The organism is Daquilactobacillus linshuiensis (assembly GCF_052828685.1).
The window spans coordinates 1,183,295-1,199,467 of sequence record NZ_CM128255.1; the positions used below are offsets into that span (position 1 = coordinate 1,183,295).

Annotated in this window: 17 protein-coding genes; 4 read left to right on the top strand and 13 right to left on the bottom strand. The window is 31.6% G+C overall.

Translation table 11 applies throughout. The features are described 5' to 3' along the window. Positions 1-69 precede the first annotated feature (69 nt). A complete protein-coding gene (gene dhaS / locus ACUV9F_RS06460) occupies positions 70-660 on the top strand; it encodes a dihydroxyacetone kinase transcriptional activator DhaS (RefSeq protein ID WP_446183456.1) in 591 nt (196 codons plus the stop codon). Here dhaS and ACUV9F_RS06465 read toward each other — a convergent pair. From ACUV9F_RS06465 to ACUV9F_RS06495, 7 genes are all read right to left on the bottom strand, one after another. Next, a complete protein-coding gene (locus ACUV9F_RS06465) occupies positions 657-1,640 on the bottom strand; it encodes a dihydroxyacetone kinase subunit DhaK (protein WP_446183457.1) in 984 nt (327 codons plus the stop codon). The two genes, dhaS and ACUV9F_RS06465, sit on opposite strands and share 4 nt — an antisense overlap. A gap of 76 nt (positions 1,641-1,716) precedes the next feature. Beyond that, the gene (locus tag ACUV9F_RS06470) at positions 1,717-2,847 is read right to left on the bottom strand and encodes a glycerol dehydrogenase (protein WP_446183458.1); all 1,131 of its coding nucleotides are present in this window, start codon (positions 2,845-2,847) and stop codon (positions 1,717-1,719) included. Positions 2,848-2,864: 17 nt separating this feature from the next. After that, on the bottom strand, positions 2,865-3,236 hold the full coding sequence (dhaM, locus tag ACUV9F_RS06475) for a dihydroxyacetone kinase phosphoryl donor subunit DhaM (protein ID WP_446183459.1): 372 nt from the start codon (positions 3,234-3,236) through the stop codon (positions 2,865-2,867). Between the two features lie 13 nt (positions 3,237-3,249). Further along, complete coding sequence (gene dhaL, locus ACUV9F_RS06480) at positions 3,250-3,828, bottom strand: dihydroxyacetone kinase subunit DhaL (protein ID WP_446183460.1); 579 nt, start codon at positions 3,826-3,828, stop codon at positions 3,250-3,252. Beyond that, the gene (dhaK, locus tag ACUV9F_RS06485; protein ID WP_446183461.1) at positions 3,818-4,828 is read right to left on the bottom strand and encodes a dihydroxyacetone kinase subunit DhaK; all 1,011 of its coding nucleotides are present in this window, start codon (positions 4,826-4,828) and stop codon (positions 3,818-3,820) included. Before dhaK ends, dhaL (ACUV9F_RS06480) begins: the two co-directional genes overlap by 11 nt. A gap of 10 nt (positions 4,829-4,838) precedes the next feature. After that, entirely contained in the window at positions 4,839-5,423 is a 585-nt protein-coding gene (gene dhaL, locus ACUV9F_RS06490) for a dihydroxyacetone kinase subunit DhaL (RefSeq protein WP_446183462.1), read from the bottom strand. Between the two features lie 381 nt (positions 5,424-5,804). After that, positions 5,805-6,221: a MarR family winged helix-turn-helix transcriptional regulator gene (locus tag ACUV9F_RS06495; protein WP_446183463.1), complete on the bottom strand. Its 417-nt coding sequence runs from the start codon at positions 6,219-6,221 to the stop codon at positions 5,805-5,807. A 114-nt stretch (positions 6,222-6,335) separates the two neighbouring features. On the opposite strand from ACUV9F_RS06495, the gene alsS reads away from it, so the two are divergent. After that, positions 6,336-8,012, top strand: a complete 1,677-nt coding sequence (gene alsS, locus ACUV9F_RS06500; RefSeq protein WP_446183464.1) for an acetolactate synthase AlsS — start codon at positions 6,336-6,338, stop codon at positions 8,010-8,012. 14 nt (positions 8,013-8,026) lie between these two features. Further along, the gene (gene budA / locus ACUV9F_RS06505) at positions 8,027-8,740 is read left to right on the top strand and encodes an acetolactate decarboxylase (RefSeq protein WP_446183465.1); all 714 of its coding nucleotides are present in this window, start codon (positions 8,027-8,029) and stop codon (positions 8,738-8,740) included. Positions 8,741-8,775: 35 nt separating this feature from the next. Here budA and ACUV9F_RS06510 read toward each other — a convergent pair whose 3' ends face one another. The 3 genes from ACUV9F_RS06510 to ACUV9F_RS06520 are packed head-to-tail and all read right to left on the bottom strand — an operon-like array spanning position 8,776 to position 10,366. Further along, positions 8,776-9,447, bottom strand: coding sequence for a DUF975 family protein (locus tag ACUV9F_RS06510; protein WP_446183466.1), 672 nt, complete (start codon positions 9,445-9,447; stop codon positions 8,776-8,778). Positions 9,448-9,462: 15 nt separating this feature from the next. Further along, positions 9,463-9,831, bottom strand: a complete 369-nt coding sequence (locus tag ACUV9F_RS06515; RefSeq protein WP_446183467.1) for a hypothetical protein — start codon at positions 9,829-9,831, stop codon at positions 9,463-9,465. Then, on the bottom strand, positions 9,824-10,366 hold the full coding sequence (locus tag ACUV9F_RS06520) for a DUF805 domain-containing protein (protein ID WP_446183468.1): 543 nt from the start codon (positions 10,364-10,366) through the stop codon (positions 9,824-9,826). The genes ACUV9F_RS06515 and ACUV9F_RS06520 overlap by 8 nt, the downstream gene beginning before the upstream one ends. A 175-nt stretch (positions 10,367-10,541) precedes the next feature. Between ACUV9F_RS06520 and ACUV9F_RS06525 the strand changes: the two genes are divergently transcribed. Continuing rightward, entirely contained in the window at positions 10,542-11,393 is an 852-nt protein-coding gene (locus ACUV9F_RS06525; protein WP_446183469.1) for a YitT family protein, read from the top strand. Between the two features lie 77 nt (positions 11,394-11,470). Here ACUV9F_RS06525 and coaBC read toward each other — a convergent pair whose 3' ends face one another. The 3 genes from coaBC to ACUV9F_RS06540 all read right to left on the bottom strand — a co-directional run bounded on the left by coaBC (position 11,471) and on the right by ACUV9F_RS06540 (position 16,098). Continuing rightward, the gene (gene coaBC / locus ACUV9F_RS06530; RefSeq protein ID WP_446183470.1) at positions 11,471-12,640 is read right to left on the bottom strand and encodes a bifunctional phosphopantothenoylcysteine decarboxylase/phosphopantothenate--cysteine ligase CoaBC; all 1,170 of its coding nucleotides are present in this window, start codon (positions 12,638-12,640) and stop codon (positions 11,471-11,473) included. 138 nt (positions 12,641-12,778) lie between these two features. Next, the gene (locus ACUV9F_RS06535; RefSeq protein WP_446183471.1) at positions 12,779-14,218 is read right to left on the bottom strand and encodes a glycoside hydrolase family 1 protein; all 1,440 of its coding nucleotides are present in this window, start codon (positions 14,216-14,218) and stop codon (positions 12,779-12,781) included. A gap of 14 nt (positions 14,219-14,232) precedes the next feature. Then, positions 14,233-16,098, bottom strand: a complete 1,866-nt coding sequence (locus tag ACUV9F_RS06540; RefSeq protein ID WP_446183472.1) for a beta-glucoside-specific PTS transporter subunit IIABC — start codon at positions 16,096-16,098, stop codon at positions 14,233-14,235. Between the last annotated feature and the right edge of the window lie 75 nt (positions 16,099-16,173).

Here is a 16,173-nt window from a genome sequence, read left to right on the forward strand (position 1 = left end):
TCTATTTTTGTCCAGAAACTCTCTTTGTAATATGAAGCGCTTTCTTATAAACTATAATTGGTGAGATAAATGTCATATATAACAAAAAAGAAAATAGCCAATGCCTGCAAAGACTTGGTTGTCAAAACAGATATTGATCAAGTTAGTGTTACAAAAATTATGAAAAGTATAAATATGAGAAGACAGACTTTTTATGATTTTTTTCTTGATAAATATGATGCCATAGAGTGGCTTTATAACGATGAAATCACGGAAATTATTGAAGATAATCTTGACTATGAAAAGTGGCATAACATAGTTAATTATTTGTGTATTTATTTTTTCAAAAATAGAAATTTTTTTCGAAAAATTTTAAATGATTCTAATCAAAGTAATTTCTCCGAAAAGCTTATTGAAAAGCATATTCAAAACCTAGTGAAAGTTATTATGTTGGAAATTTCAGATAAGCAAAAAATTCAATTTAGTGATAACCAAATTGAATTCTCAACTGAATTATTTGCTAACTCTCTTGTAGGACAATTAAAAACTTGGATTTCAAATCATCACCGTAGAAGTGTTGAAGATGAATCCAAGTTCTTAACATTATTTATTGAAGATACTATTAATGGGATGTTGTTACGAGAAAAACCTGGTAGACATAAATATCATTATTTTGATTAGTACCACCCAAAACCACCGCAACTTTGATTAATATACTCTAACCACTCATCATTTCTTATTTTTAATACGGTAATAGATACTCCATCCATATTGTATGAGCTCAAATAATTACTTGTTTTTACCAGCACTGGATTAATCCCCTTTAATTGCAGCAACTTATTTACATCATTAGTAAATATAAAGCTCTCCATCATTGGTAAATTTCCTAAGCCATTAATTAATAGTACTATTTTCTCATTTTCTTTAGCTGAACTTACTTGAACTAGTTTATTAACCAATTCTCTTCCTAATAGTTCAGAAGAGGTGAATTCTTCTTTTCGATAGCCACGTTCTCCGTGAATTCCTATACCATAAAAAATTTGGTTCTCATTAAGTTCAAATGTTGGTTTATTTTGTCCGGGAAGTTCTGATCCTGTTAAAGCAACTCCTAGAGTAAATAAATTTTCATTCACTTGTTTGCCTAATTCTACAAGCTCAAAAATATCCATTCTTCTAGTTGCAGCTGCGCCTAAAATCTTATGAATTAAAACCGTTCCAGCAACCCCACGTTTCCGAGTCTTTTTTGTATCTGGATCAACTGAAGCATCATCATTTACGATTACTGTTTTAACTACATAACCTTTTTTTTCTAATTTTTTCCCTGCATTTTCAAACTCTTTAATATCTTCTTCAAAGTTTTTAACAATAAATAAAATTGGTTTACTTATACTAAATTGTTCTGCAGTTTTAACTATTTGATCTGCAGTTGGAGGAGTAAATGGCTCTCCAATTACAGCAGCATCTAATAGTCCTTCACCAACATAGCCAATATCTAAGGGTTCGTGCCCACTTCCACCTCCAGATATCAATGTTACTTTTCTTTTATTATCATAAATAATACTATTAATTCCATGCGGTTTTGTAAGCTCTGGATGGGCTAACACCAATCCACGTAGCATTTCATGAACAACATTTTTTGAGTTATTTATTAGTTTTTTCAAGTTTAATCCCCAATACATTCATTTGACTCAATTGTATCAAAAAAGGCATTCTCTTTTGAATGCCTTTTTATTATATTTATTTTCTTTCAAAAATAGGTTTAATATCATGTGATTTTCTATATGCATTTACATAAGCGCTTGCTGCTTTCATAGCATTAACAACCATTTCAGGAGTTACTTCAAAAGGCATATTCTTCATTGTTTCGTCCGGAGCAGTTGCTAACTTACCAATTTGCATTAATTCATCTTCTGATAATTGATCTAAATGTGTATCTTCCATTGTTATTGGTAATCCTAGTGTTAACCAGAAATTAATATACTTATCTAATACATCATGTGGTGTATCTTCAAGTACTAGTTCTACCATTGAACCAAATGCGACTTTTTCACCATGAGTTAAATGATGTATTTCTCCTTTTACGGCTGTGAAGCCATTGTGAATTGCATGAGCTGCAGCTAATCCAGCATTTTCAAATCCTAAACCTGACAACAAAGTGTTTGCTTCGACAATTGCTTCTATGGCAGGTGTAACTACTTTATTTTTATTTGATTCAACTGCTTCATATGCGTAATCCCAAATAACTCTTTCACATTCTGCGGCTATTGCTCTTCCAGCAAAAGTTGCAGCTCCATTTCCCATTGTTACACCATGCTTCATTGCAGTTGCTTTTGCTTCAATATTTGTTGCCATTGCATCTGATATACCAGATACTAAAGTTCTTACTGGAGCATTAGCAATTACTTTAGTATCAAGTAATACTAAATCAGAATGTTTTGGATAGAATTTATATTGATCAAATACACCATCTTCAGTATATAATACTGAAAGTCCTGCTGTTGGTGCATCAGCAGATGCGGCTGTTGGTGCAATTACTAGCTTAGTATTTGCTTCTAATGCTATTCCTTTAGATGTATCAATAGTTTTACCACCACCTAGTCCAACTACTACATCTACTTTTTTATCTTTGGCAATTTTAGTAATTCTTTCAATCTCTTGAACTGATGCTTCACCATTAAATACTACTTTTTCTATTTCAAAATCATTATCTAATAAATAATCAGCAAACTCATCTCCTACAATTTTCCAAACTGTTTCGTCAGACATAATTAAAATGTGTTTACCTAATTTTTTAATATATTCAGCACTGTGCTCTAATAATCCTGATCCTTGTATATATGTATCTGGGCTTACAAACATTTTATCCATGATAAATCTCCTTAATTTTATTTAATAGTTAATTCTTTTAGTTCTTCTTCAATCTTTGCAAGTGGTACTCCCACTTGCAATAACGCAGCAGCTGAGTAAGCGCTTTCAACGAATGCCGTATTAAAAATGTGCAGAGGTTTTTCAGATAACTCCTCAGCCATTTCTAAATTCATTTTGGCACTACCTAAATCGTAAAATACCAATAATTCTTCACCATTATTTTGTTGAATTGCATTATTTATTTTTTCAATACTTGTTCCTACATCATTTCCTTCAGTCCCACCTGCAATAGTAACTGGCACATCTTTTGCAACTTGAGATATTAATCTATTAATACCTGAAACTATTTCAGAAACATGTGAAACTAATAAAATTCCATATTTTGCCATTGTTAACTCCTACTTATTTCATTGATTCTAACAAAGACTTAAATAACATCCCTGTTGATTCAGCACCCGGATCGATATGTCCTATTGATCTTTCACCAAGATAGGAAGCTCTTCCTTTTTTGGCTTGCATATTTTTGGTTAATTCAACAAAACCATCTATTTTTTCGTTTGTTAAACTTTCATGTCTTATTTCATCAGCAACAGGCAACCATACATCTAACATAGTTTTATCACCCATTGAAGCCCCGCCACGTTTTGCAATTCCTTTTGCTCCAGCTGCTATTAATTCAGCTATATCTTGACTATCTTTAGAGGTTTTTCCCATTTCTAAAAATGCAGTTCCGTATAATGGTCCAGAGGCCCCTCCTACTTTTGACATCAAAGCCATTGCTATCAATTTAAAACTTTCAGTTATATTATTAGGTTTTTTTGATTCTAAATCAGATATCACTGCTGTCATTCCACGATCCATATTATTACCATGATCGCCATCACCAATAACATCATCTAGATCACTTAGTGTTTGTTTATTTTGAGAAATTTTTTCTTGATATATTTTCATCCACGTTAAAATTTGTTCATTATTCAACATGAGTATCACCCCAGCCTATTGTTTCTGTATTAGCATTCAACTTATTCAACCAGTCTTCTTGTGTTAATTCGAGTAGTGTTAGTGAAATACCTGCCATTTCTATTGAGGTCACGTATGAACCAACTTTTGTAAATTCAACACTGGCATTTTTTTCTTCCAGTTTATTTAGCACATCATTCATAAAAATATATTGTTCCATTAATGGAGTTGCGCCTAACCCATTAACCAAAACTGCAAATTTTTTGTTTTCTAATCCATCAAATGATTTTTCTAATTTCACAATCAATTCTTCAACTAATTCTTTTGAAGGAACTAATTTTTGTCTCTTATACCCAGGTTCTCCATGAATTCCAACACCATATTCAATCTCATCATCAGCAATTTCAAATCCAGGTTTTCCAACTTCGGGAACTGTCGCTGGTTCTAAAGCAACTCCAATTGTATTTGTTTTTTCAATTACTTTGTTTCCAAGTTCAACTAATTCATCTAATGAAGCACCATTTTGTGCAGCAGCACCTATAATTTTTTCAACAAGAATTGTTCCTGCGACACCACGTTTACCTTGAGTGTACGTGCTATCTTCAACTGAGATATCATCATCAACAATAATCTGTTCAACTCTAATATCTTCTAAGTCTGCTAAATCCTTGGCAATATCAAAATTCATTACATCTCCAGCATAATTTTTAACGATCAATAAAACTCCCATTCCTTGATCACTTTCTTTAATTGCTGCTAATACTTCATTAGGTGTTGGTGATGTAAATACTTGTCCACAAACTGCTGCATCAAGCATTCCTTCTCCTACAAATCCTGCATGGAGTGGCTCATGTCCACTTCCACCACCTGAAACGATTCCTACTTTTTTTATTTTTTTATTGTCATTTCTTGCAACTACATATGTATCATCTAACTGTTTTAAATATTTTGGGTAAGCACGAACTAATCCGCTTACCATTTCTTTTAAAATATCACTTGGATTGTTAATAATTTTTTTCATTATTTTTCTCCTATAAAATATCTTCTGTTTCTAATAAGCTTTGAAATAGATAACTGCTTGAAAGAGCTCCTAGATCAGGATATCCTATTGATCTATCACCAATATATGATGACCTTCCTTTTGAAGCTCTTATACTCTTTGTGTTATCAACAGCTAGTTGAATAGTATCTTCATCTAGTCTATTTTCTTTTATTGCTTGCGTAACAGGAATCCATGTATCAAGCATTGTCTTATCACCAAGTTTTGCTCCACCACGTTTCATCAATTTATCAACTGATGCTTGTAACATATCTGTTAGCTTTTCTGAATTTCTACTTTCTCTTGCCATTTCTAAAAATGCAGTTCCATACAGCGCTCCAGACGCTCCACCGACTTTATTCATAATTGACATTGCTGTCACTTTAAAGACCTCAGTAATAGTTTGGGGATTTTGAACTTCAAATTGTTCAATTACTTCATGCATTCCACGACTCATATTATTACCGTGATCTCCATCACCAACTATACTGTCAATGCGACTTAATTCATCTTTTTTTTCATCTATTTTTTTTGCAAAATTTTTCATCCACTTTTTTGAGTTTTCAGTAGTTAACATTTTTGCCTCCTTTATTAACTTAATTACACTATAAAATGTAAGCGCTTAATTTTTAAGGGACAAAAATTTAATATTGTCCATTTACTAAAAAATCATAAGCATAATTCGTGCTTTATCAGAACTCAAGATATATAATATAGTTACAAAATAAAGAGAAACTAAGGGAGGTGGTTCCGATGGGATATGAAGTCGAGATCACAAATAATAGCAGTACCAGCTCCAAATTCTCTAAAGAAAATCGCTAGACTTTTCAGCGTATAAGAAAAACAGGATATTAGTATGTGGCTGGTATTTGTTAGTTACAACTGAATATTTTAAATAAACAACCCTAATTATTGGGTTGTTTTTCTTTGTAAAAAAAGAGATGACAACATGTCATCTCTAATTTGTTATTGTCTTTACTATAGTTTGAATTCCTTGCACTAACTTTGAATCTTGACTAACACCGGTTGAGGCAAACTTATCAGTCCACCATTCTTGTCTTATCTCTCTAATAATTGGTGCTACTAATTCTCCTTCGTTGCCTAAATATAACTTAATTGTTCTTCCTGTGCCAGAAATTTTTTTAATATAATCCATTCCTTTCATTTTATTTATTTCTCTTGTTGCCAGTGCTTTATCAATAACTAGCCCATCACAAATTTCTTTTTGAATAATGCCTGGATTATCGGAAACCATTAATAAAATGCAAGAGGCTGTGGGATTTAGATTATACTTTTTATATTTTTCATTTGTATCTTTATAAAACTGTCGGTGTAATACTGATATATTCTGTGCTAATTTACCTAGATCATCCATTTAATACTCCTTATTTAAAAGGTATAATATAATATTTTAGTTGACAAATCAACTTGCGATTTATATGATGATTTTAAGTTGACAAATCAACATACAATTAAGGAGCTTTTTCTAATGACTGTTAAAAAATCTGGTGCTGAAGCACTCTTAGAAACAATGATAAATCACAAAATCAAATACGTTTTTGGTTTACCAGGTGCAAAAGTAGATAAATTGTTTGATATTATCGAGAACAAAAATATAAAAAACGCACCAAAACTTATAGTTACGCGACACGAACAAAATGCTGCTTTTATGGCTGGAGCAATTGGTAGAATTACAGGAAATCCAGGTGTTGTAGCCGTAACTTCAGGACCTGGTGTGGCAAATCTTGCTACAGGTTTAGTTACCGCAACATCTGAAGGAGACCCCATAGTAGCTATTGGTGGACAAGTAACTCGCGATGACTTAGTACGTCGCAGCCATCAAAGTATCGCTAACCGAGAATTATTATCACCTGTTACAAAAATGAGTGCAGAAGTTGAAGATGCTAATAATCTATCTGAAACATTTGCTAACGCTTATCAAATTGCTAAAGCGCCTAAAGGTGGTGCAAGTTTTATTTCTATTCCACAAGATGTTATGGACGGAGTTGTAACTAGAAAAAATATCACTTCTGTTCAAGAAGTAGCACAAGGAATTCCAGCTAAAACACAACTTAAAGAATTTGCTGATAGAATTAAAAATGCTAAAATGCCAGTTATTCTTGCTGGAATGAGAGCATCAGAACAAAATGCCACATCATCTTTAAGAAAGCTTTTGAAACAAATAAATATACCTGTAGTAGAAACTTTTCAAGGTGCTGGAATTATTTCTCACGACTTAATTGATAACTTCTTTGGAAGAGTTGGATTATTTACTAATCAAACTGGAGATATTTTACTAAGTAAAAGTGATTTGGTAATTACTATTGGCTACGATCCCATTGAATATGAAGCACGTAATTGGAATAAGAATCGTCAAGGTTCAATCATTAACCTTGATAGTATATTACCTGAAATATCAACAGACTATCAACCCGACTTAATTTTACGTGGCGATTTAGCTGATACCCTTGATGCACTTAGTGAAGAATTTGATTCTAAATTTAATTTATCAAAAGAAACTTCAGAGTATCTAAATAAAGTCCGTGAAGATCACAAATTAAAAGATATTCCACCAGTATCAGATAATGACAATTTGGTTCACCCTTTAACTGTTATTAAAGAATTACAACAAAGAGTTAATGATGATACAACAGTTACAGTTGACGTAGGAAGTAATTATATTTGGATGGCTCGTCACTTTAAAAGTTATGAACCAAGAAAATTACTATTTAGTAATGGTATGCAAACTTTAGGAGTAGCATTGCCTTGGGCAATCAGCGCTGCTTTACTTAATCCTGGACAAAAGGTTGTTTCTGTATCTGGGGATGCTGGTTTTATGTATTCTAGTCAAGAATTAGCAACTGCAGTAGAACATAATTTAAATATTGTTCATTTAGTATGGAACGATGGCTATTATGATATGGTAAAATTCCAAGCAGAAGCAAAATATGGAAAAGCCGCAGGTGTAAAAGTTGGTGGTGTTGATTTTGCAAAATATGCCGAAAGTTTTGGAGCTAAAGGAATTAAAGTAGATAAAAATCATGACATTGCATCAGCATTGGATGAAGCATTTTCAACAAATGGACCGGTAGTTATTGATATTCCAATTGATTATCGAAATAATATAGAATTAAGTAAACAAATGATTGAAGACTCATTTTATTAAAAGAAGGTATAAATATGAATGAAGAAAATGTTGTATACCAACATGGAACTTTAGCACTTCTTGTTCCTGGATTACTAGAAGGAACTATTTCTATGGGTGATTTATTAACCCACGGAAATATGGGAATTGGATCTGGTGAAGGCTTGGATGGAGAGCTAATAATTCTTGATGGAATTCCTTATCAAGTTGATAGTACTGGATCAGTAAATCTTGTAAAAGATGATTTTACAATGCCATTTGCAACAGCACATTTTAGTAATTTCAAAAAATTTATCGATCTTAAAAAAATAACCCTAAATGATTTTGAAAAAGAAATTATAGAAAAATCAAACTCAGAAAATACTTTTTTTGCTGTAATAACTAAAGGAAAATTTTCTAAAATAAAAACTAGGGTCGTAAAGAAATCAAAAAAACCATATCCTACTCTTGTTCAAACTGCTCATGACCAACGTGTCTTTGATGCAGAAAACATTGAGGGTACATTATTGACTTACTATTCACCCGAAGTATTTAATGGAGCTGCAGTTGGAGGCTGTCATAGTCACTTTTTAGCAGATGATCATTCAATTGGTGGACATGTTTTAGATTTCGAACTTGATAATGGTACGTCAGAGTTACAAGTTTTTGATACCTTTACTCAACACTTACCAATAACAAATGAAACATATATGAATCATAAATTTGATAATTCTCAAACTGCAGCTGCAATTGATGAGGCTGAAAAATAAAGAGCTATGACAAATCTGTCATAGCTCCTTTTATTTTATTCCTGATTCTTAACCAAATCATTAAAGAATGCCGCATTAGTAGCTTGCACATATGGTGCGACCCACAATAAACCTATTCCCAAAGTTATTATTCCTAAAAGCATCCAACCAATATAACTTAATTGAAGTACAAAGTAATCAAATTTATGTCCATTCATTAGTTTTCTACTTTGAGTAATATAGTCAGTTAATTTATATTCACTACTAGTTCCATCTTCTTTAGCTTTTTTGTATAGATTAAGTGCTTGAGAGTAACTGCATGATTTAATAACACCAGGAACGAAAAATAGTAATGTCCATAAAAATGTAAATAAGCTTCTAATGACAATTACTCCTACTATTTTCCAGAAATCTTTAGCATTAAAAAGTACAAAGACTGCCTTCACTGGTGAAAACTCTAAATCCTTGTTCTTTAACCAATCAATAAATTGATAAGTTGCCCCTGTTACTAACATAGCAAAAATTATAGAAACTACATACGATAATGACTGTGAAATTGAGTTAGGATATACTCTTCCATCTATCACTTCTGCCGGAAAAATTACTGAAAGTAATATTTCTAAAACCATAAAAATCAAGCCAGGAATAAACACCATAATTATGGCACTTCCCCAATTACCTCTAAATGTATCTTTTACTTCTTGTTTTAGTTCTGCTCTACTTTTCATTAAATCAGATTCTCCTCATTTATCTTTTTTAAAATTTAAATAATTAATAAATATCGCCGCTAAAATCATTACTGTTGCTGGCAATATTAAGAAAAATATTAAAACAATAGGCAACAGTGCACCCACAATTGCTAAAAATATTCCTAACCTATCAGACTTAGGTACCGATTTTGTTGATATTATGTAAATTGATAATACAACAATTACAATACTTAAACATCCTAAAATTGACCAGAACATTATTGTACCAAACCCGCTCTCATAAATGTTTAGCCATGGTTTCCATCCTGATACGCTAGCTGCCCAATTTCCAAATCCAAATAAATATATAATTGCTTGAATAATTGTTAATATAAAAACGCTTTTAATTAAAGATTTATTCACTTATTTTCTCCTTTTTTGTTGGCAATAATGATGCAATAAAAAAGAATATTGATATTCCAAAATTAATTATTCCCAAAACAATTCTTACCAACACTAATGTTGTCATTAAACCACTATGAAAAAATGATAAGGATGAATCAAAGCCATACCCCACATTTAATATCTGACTTGATATAACTGCCAACGTACTTACACTAAAAATAGGTATCAAAGTTGGAACAACTACTAATAATGTCCACCATGGTGATAATCCAGCATCACGAAATCGCCTAATTCTAATTGCAATATTAGGAATTATCAGTGCAAGTAACCATATAGCAAAAACTAACACCATTATGACTACATAAATTGTTGCAAATGTTTCTTGACCAGTGAATTCTTGAATACTCATATTTCTAAAAGAAATAAGCATTAAAATTATCAATAAAATCGAAATAATAACATTTCCTAAAACTGACCACCAATAGTCAGTTACAGTTGATTTCCCCTTGAAATCTATATATTTTTTCCAAAAATCTTTATATGCTCTAATCAAATTAAACCTCCCCCATAGTTATATAGATTACCATACACTAATAATATTTCAAAAAAAACTAAAAAAAATTCATTGTTTTGACAATTATTTACCATCGCTAATTATTTCACGCGTAAACATAAAATCGCTCTTCATATTTCGTGATATTTTATACGCAATTTGCAATAATATATATATGAATATATCTAAACTTACTCAAAACAAAATTATTAATAAGCTTATTCAAATTCTTTTAATATTAATTGGATTAGAGCTAATAGCAATGAGTGTTACTATGTTTTTTGATCCTCATTCAATAGCTGCTGGAGGAGCAACCGGAATATCTATTCTTTTTAAAGGATTATTTAATATTCCTCTTGGTATTTCACTATTTTCAATTAATATTTTAATGTTGATTCTTTCCTATATTTTTTTAGATAGAATCACTACTGCACGTATAACTTTTAGCAGTATCGTCTTACCTATATTGGTTGCAGTCACTCCTAACTATATGGTAATTAAAGATATCTTTTTATCGACTATAATTGGTAGTATTATTTTTGGTGTTGGTCTAACTATACTTTATCGTTTAAATACTCCAAGTGGTGGAACTACGGTCCCACCGCTCATTTTCAAAAAACTATTTCATATTAGAAATGCCAATAGTTTATTTGTAATTGATGCAATAGTCTGCTTAGGAAATATCTTTACTTCAGGTATAGAAACTTTTTTCCTAGCTATTTTGTCCGTTGGATTATCGACAATAGTTATTAACTATATAGAAACAGGTATAGATAAAAAACAAATTATTTATATAATGAGTGAAAACAGAATTGACGAGATACAAGCTGCTATCTCTAAATCACTAGATGTCGGTGGTACTGTTTTTAATGTTCAAGGAATGTATACAAATGATGACAAAAAAATGTTAATGATTGTTACAGAAACTCAATTTTACGGACAAATATTACATATTATCCATAGTATTGATAAAAAATCTTTTATTCTAGCTGATACAATGGCAGAAGTTCACAATGGTAGTATTTAATTGATTATTTCCATACTAAAAAAGCATTTAGATTAAGACTATGAGCTGTTAAGTCCTAATTTAAATGTTTTTTTGTTTTAAAGTAATTCTTTTAAAATTATTTTAGCAATTTGAGTTTTTGCCATTTTTGAAACCACTTTTGGCTCTTGGTTATGTCTTAAAATTGTGATTTCATTATCTTCTGAGTTGAATCCTTTGTTTTCTCCACCAACTGAATTGGCAATTATCATATCCGCTTTTTTGGCTTCAAGTTTTTTTGTAGCATTAGCTACTAAATCATTGGTTTCTGCAGCAAAACCGACTACATATTGGTTCTCTTTTTTTTGTCCAAGTTCTGATAATATATCAGGATTTTGTATTAAATGTAAGTCAAGTCCTGCAGTTGGTGATGTTTTTTTAATTTTTTGATTAGCGACATGATCAACACGATAATCGGAAACAGCTGCTGCCATAATTACAATGTCTGTATTAGAAAAGTTTTCTAATATTTTATTGTTTAACTCTTGTGCACTCTCTACAAATATTTTTTTTACATTAGGAATTGTAGGCAGGTCTTTAGTCGTAACAAGTGTAACTAAAGCTCCAGCTCCAGCAGCTGCATTAGCGAGAGCAGTTCCCATTTTTCCAGAAGAATCATTAGTAAGAAATCTAACTGGATCCAAGCGTTCTTTAGTTCCACCTGCTGAAATTAATATTTTTTTCCCTTTTAAAAATTGAGAGGAATCAAAGTTTTCTACTATTAGACTAATTGTGGATGGCTCTGGCATTTTTCCTTTTGCTTCATAACCTTCGGCAAGCATTCCTACTTCTGGTTCTATAACATTTATATTGAATTTTCTTAAACGACTTATATTTTCTTGTGTTTGTTGTGATGACCACATTTGATTATTCATTGCAGGAATGACTATTTTAGGAGCATTGGTTGCCAGTAATGTCGTAGTAACAACATTATCAGCGATACCATTAGCTAATTTAGCAATCGTATTCGCTGAAGCTGGAGCAATGAGTGCAAGCTCTGCCCATTGTGCGAGTTCAATATGTGACACATGTTCAGCATTTTGGAATTGATTTTCATCAGTCAAGACAGGGTGTTTTGACATAATCGCCAATGATTTTTCTGTAACAAAATATTTGGCAGAAGAAGTCATTGCCACTCGAACTTCATGTCCATTTTTAATAAGCGAGCTAACTAGTGTAGGAATCTTAAATGCGGCTATACTACCACTAACAAATAGTGCAATTTTCATACGACACCTCCAAATGATTGTACTTATTGTAGCATTAACATTTAGAATAATTAAAGTAACTTGTTAGTTTAATATCTAATTAATAAAAACCTCACTGAAATTAATTTTTAGTGAGGTCTTATTTTAAATCTATCAGTTCTATAGTGTTTCGCCGTTAGTTTTTATAACATTCTTATACCAATTAAAGGACTTCTTTTTATATCTATTCATTGTTCCATTACCATCATCATCTAGATCAACATAGATAAATCCATATCTTTTACTCATCTGTCCTGTTGATGCACTTACCAAATCGATACATCCCCAAGGAGTATATCCCATCAAATCAACACCATCATCAACCGCATCACTCATTGCTTGGATATGTTGTTTTAAATAATCAATGCGATAATAATCATCTATTTCACCTTTTTCATTTATCTCATCTTTAGCCCCAAGGCCATTTTCAACAATAAATAGTGGCTTTTGATATCTGTCATACAACTCATTTAAAGCAATTCTTAATCCCATCGGATCAATTTGCCATCCCCATTCACTGGATTTTAAAAATGGATTTACTGAACCACCAATAAAGTTACCAGTTGCTTTTTTATTTTCAGTTCCTGTTATATCAGTCACAGTAGACATGTAATAACTAAAGCCAATATAGTCAACAGTTCCTTCTTTTATCTGTTTCAAATCTTCTTTTGTAATATCTAAATCAGATAACTTAACACCATACTTTTTCATGTATCTTTTGGTATAGGCCGGATATTGTCCTCGAGACTGAACATCCCCACAAAAGTTATTAAATTCTTGATTATTCTCAAGATTTGCCATTTGATTCTTTGGGTTTGCGTCAATTGAATAAGATGTTCCATATAAAATCATAGCACCTATTTGAAGATTTTTATCTAATTCATGTCCAATTTTTACAGCTCTAGCACTTGCTACAAATTGATTATGCCATGCCTGAAAAACATTTTTCTTATCTAAAGCACCATTAGAATTTACTAAACCTTGACTCATAATTGGAAAATGTTGTGCACTATTAATTTCATTAAAAGTCATCCAATATTTAACTTTTTTGTACCAACGATTTAATACAACATTTGAGTATCTTTCATAAAACTCAATTAACTTTTTATTTTTCCATCCGCCATATTTAGTAACTAAGTTAAGAGGCATCTCATAATGTGAGATAGTTATAACAGGCTCAATTCCATACTTTAAACATTCATCAATTACTTGATCGTAAAATTTTAATCCTTTTTCATTAGGAGTATTCTCATCACCTTGTGGGAAAATTCTACTCCAAGCAACAGAAAATCGATAAACTTTAAACCCCATTTCTGCAAACATTTCAATATCTTCTTTGAATCTCTCATAATGATTTATTGCTAAATGATTAGGATATTTATAAGTACCTTCATCTATTTCAAATTTAAAGTCTGGTTGATTAACTATTTCAAATCTCTTAGGTCCTCCAGGAAGAACATCAGCAATTGAGAGACCTTTTCCGTCCTTATTATATGCCCCTTCTAATTGATTGGCGGCTGTGGCACCACCCCATAAAAAATTTTTTTTAAATTTACTCATAACCTTACCTCCTATTAAATCATTAGTGCCAAACTATTTTGACCTTGTTTTACTTCTGAATTTTTTTCAAATTTATCTAAAATATCTAAATAATTGTCAGAATTAGTAACTACAACCATTATTGTAGTATCAAAACCTTTTTTCAATATTTCTTTATTATCAAACTTAATTAATTTATCTCCAATTTTGACTTCTTGACCAACATCAACATAACTTTCAAATCCCTGTCCATCAAGTTGAACAGTGTCAATTCCAATATGAATAAGAATTTCTGCACCTGAATTTGAAATTATTCCTACAGCATGTTTAGTTGGGAATATCATTGTTATTTTCCCATTTACTGGTGATGAAACTGTGTCCCCATCAGGGATTATTCCAAATCCTTTACCCAGAGCACCGCTAGAAAACGTCTTATCTTTCACTTCAGTTAGTGGAATAATCTCACCACTTATTGGAGAAGCAATCATCTCATTTTCGATTAACTTATCAACTGGCGTTTCTAATGAGTTTTCTACTTCTTTTTTTTCTGAATCCGGAATTGTTATACCAACAATTAAAGTTCCAACAAAACCAATAACTAATGCAATGACATAAGCTAAGATAAACCATACAAATCCTTTTCCTAAATAAACTGGGAATGTTAATAAACTTGGAATATTAAATGCTGAGGCTGCTGAACCTGCGGCTCCAACAATCGCACCACCAATTCCACCTGCAATTACTCCTACTACAAATGGCTTTTTATATTTTAAAGTTATTCCGTAAATTGCCGGTTCAGTAATTCCAAATAGTCCAGTAACAAACGATGATACTGATAGACTTTTTACTTTCTTATCATTTGTTTTAAAGAATACACCTAAAGCAGCTCCAGTTTGTCCTCCTATTGCGGGTACAATCATTGCTGATAAAGTATCTCTACCAAATTTAGAAACATTGTTCATCATAATTGGTACCATTCCCCAATGTAAACCAAATATAACAAGTACCTGCCATAATGAACCTATTAAAATACCAGATAATATTGGGCTAAATGTATATATAGCTAAGTAACCTTTTGCTAATAAATCACTTAAATAAGTTGTAACAGGTCCTACTACTATTAATGTCAAGGGAACCATGATTGTTAAACTAATAAAAGGAGCCAATATATTTCTTACACTCTCATGTAAATATTTTTCTACAAAATTTTGAAGTTTTGATAACACATAAACCGCAACTATCGAAGGAATAACAGTACTACTATATTGTGCTAAAACCACTGGTATTCCTAAAAAATCTAATTTAGTAGCATTGGTAAATGCAGTAACGATTGATGGATATATCAAAGCCCCAGCTAAAGCTAATGACACATACATGTTAGCTTTAAATTTACGAGCTGCTGAAACTGCTAGCATTAACGGTAAGAAATAAAATAAGCTATCTGCCGCTGCATACAATATTATGTAAGTTCCACTTTTTTGATTAGCACCCATTGCTACCCAAATAGCCAGTACTCCTTTTAAAACAGCTGATCCTGCTAATACACCTAATATTGGTGAGAATACTCCTGAAATAACATCAATAAAAGAAGCAATTATCGCTTTTATACCCTTATTTTTATTAATTGTAGGATCATCAGGTGAACTATCATCACCCAAGTGAGTTATATCCATGATAGCCTCATAAGCTTTAGAGACATTGTTCCCAATAACCACTTGGAACTGCCCACCACTTTCAACAACAGAAATCACACCGTCAAGATTAGAGATTTTATCTTTTTGAGCTTTTGAAATATCTTTTAACGTGAATCTAAGTCTTGTTGCACAATGAATTAGTGTATTAACATTTTCTTCTCCACCAACTTCACTTAATATTTCACTTGCTAATTTTGAGTAGTCCATATTTCTTCCTCCTTTTTCTAATAAAAAAACTCAAAATATATCCATTGGCTTAATGGATATATTTCGAGTTTTGCC

Excerpts from the sequence above, each read along its gene's own strand:
- ACUV9F_RS06470 (WP_446183458.1), bottom strand. The coding sequence starts at position 2,847 with ATGGATAAAATGTTTGTAAGCCCAGATACATATATACAAGGATCAGGA.
- ACUV9F_RS06535 (WP_446183471.1), bottom strand. The coding sequence starts at position 14,218 with ATGAGTAAATTTAAAAAAAATTTTTTATGGGGTGGTGCCACAGCCGCC.
- dhaK (WP_446183461.1), bottom strand. The coding sequence starts at position 4,828 with ATGAAAAAAATTATTAACAATCCAAGTGATATTTTAAAAGAAATGGTA.
- ACUV9F_RS06525 (WP_446183469.1), top strand. The coding sequence starts at position 10,542 with ATGAATATATCTAAACTTACTCAAAACAAAATTATTAATAAGCTTATT.
- alsS (WP_446183464.1), top strand. The coding sequence starts at position 6,336 with ATGACTGTTAAAAAATCTGGTGCTGAAGCACTCTTAGAAACAATGATA.
- dhaM (WP_446183459.1), bottom strand. The coding sequence starts at position 3,236 with ATGGCAAAATATGGAATTTTATTAGTTTCACATGTTTCTGAAATAGTT.
- dhaL (WP_446183462.1), bottom strand. The coding sequence starts at position 5,423 with ATGTTAACTACTGAAAACTCAAAAAAGTGGATGAAAAATTTTGCAAAA.
- ACUV9F_RS06510 (WP_446183466.1), bottom strand. The coding sequence starts at position 9,447 with ATGAAAAGTAGAGCAGAACTAAAACAAGAAGTAAAAGATACATTTAGA.
- ACUV9F_RS06495 (WP_446183463.1), bottom strand. The coding sequence starts at position 6,221 with ATGGATGATCTAGGTAAATTAGCACAGAATATATCAGTATTACACCGA.
- budA (WP_446183465.1), top strand. The coding sequence starts at position 8,027 with ATGAATGAAGAAAATGTTGTATACCAACATGGAACTTTAGCACTTCTT.
- dhaL (WP_446183460.1), bottom strand. The coding sequence starts at position 3,828 with ATGTTGAATAATGAACAAATTTTAACGTGGATGAAAATATATCAAGAA.
- coaBC (WP_446183470.1), bottom strand. The coding sequence starts at position 12,640 with ATGAAAATTGCACTATTTGTTAGTGGTAGTATAGCCGCATTTAAGATT.
- ACUV9F_RS06540 (WP_446183472.1), bottom strand. The coding sequence starts at position 16,098 with ATGGACTACTCAAAATTAGCAAGTGAAATATTAAGTGAAGTTGGTGGA.
- dhaS (WP_446183456.1), top strand. The coding sequence starts at position 70 with ATGTCATATATAACAAAAAAGAAAATAGCCAATGCCTGCAAAGACTTG.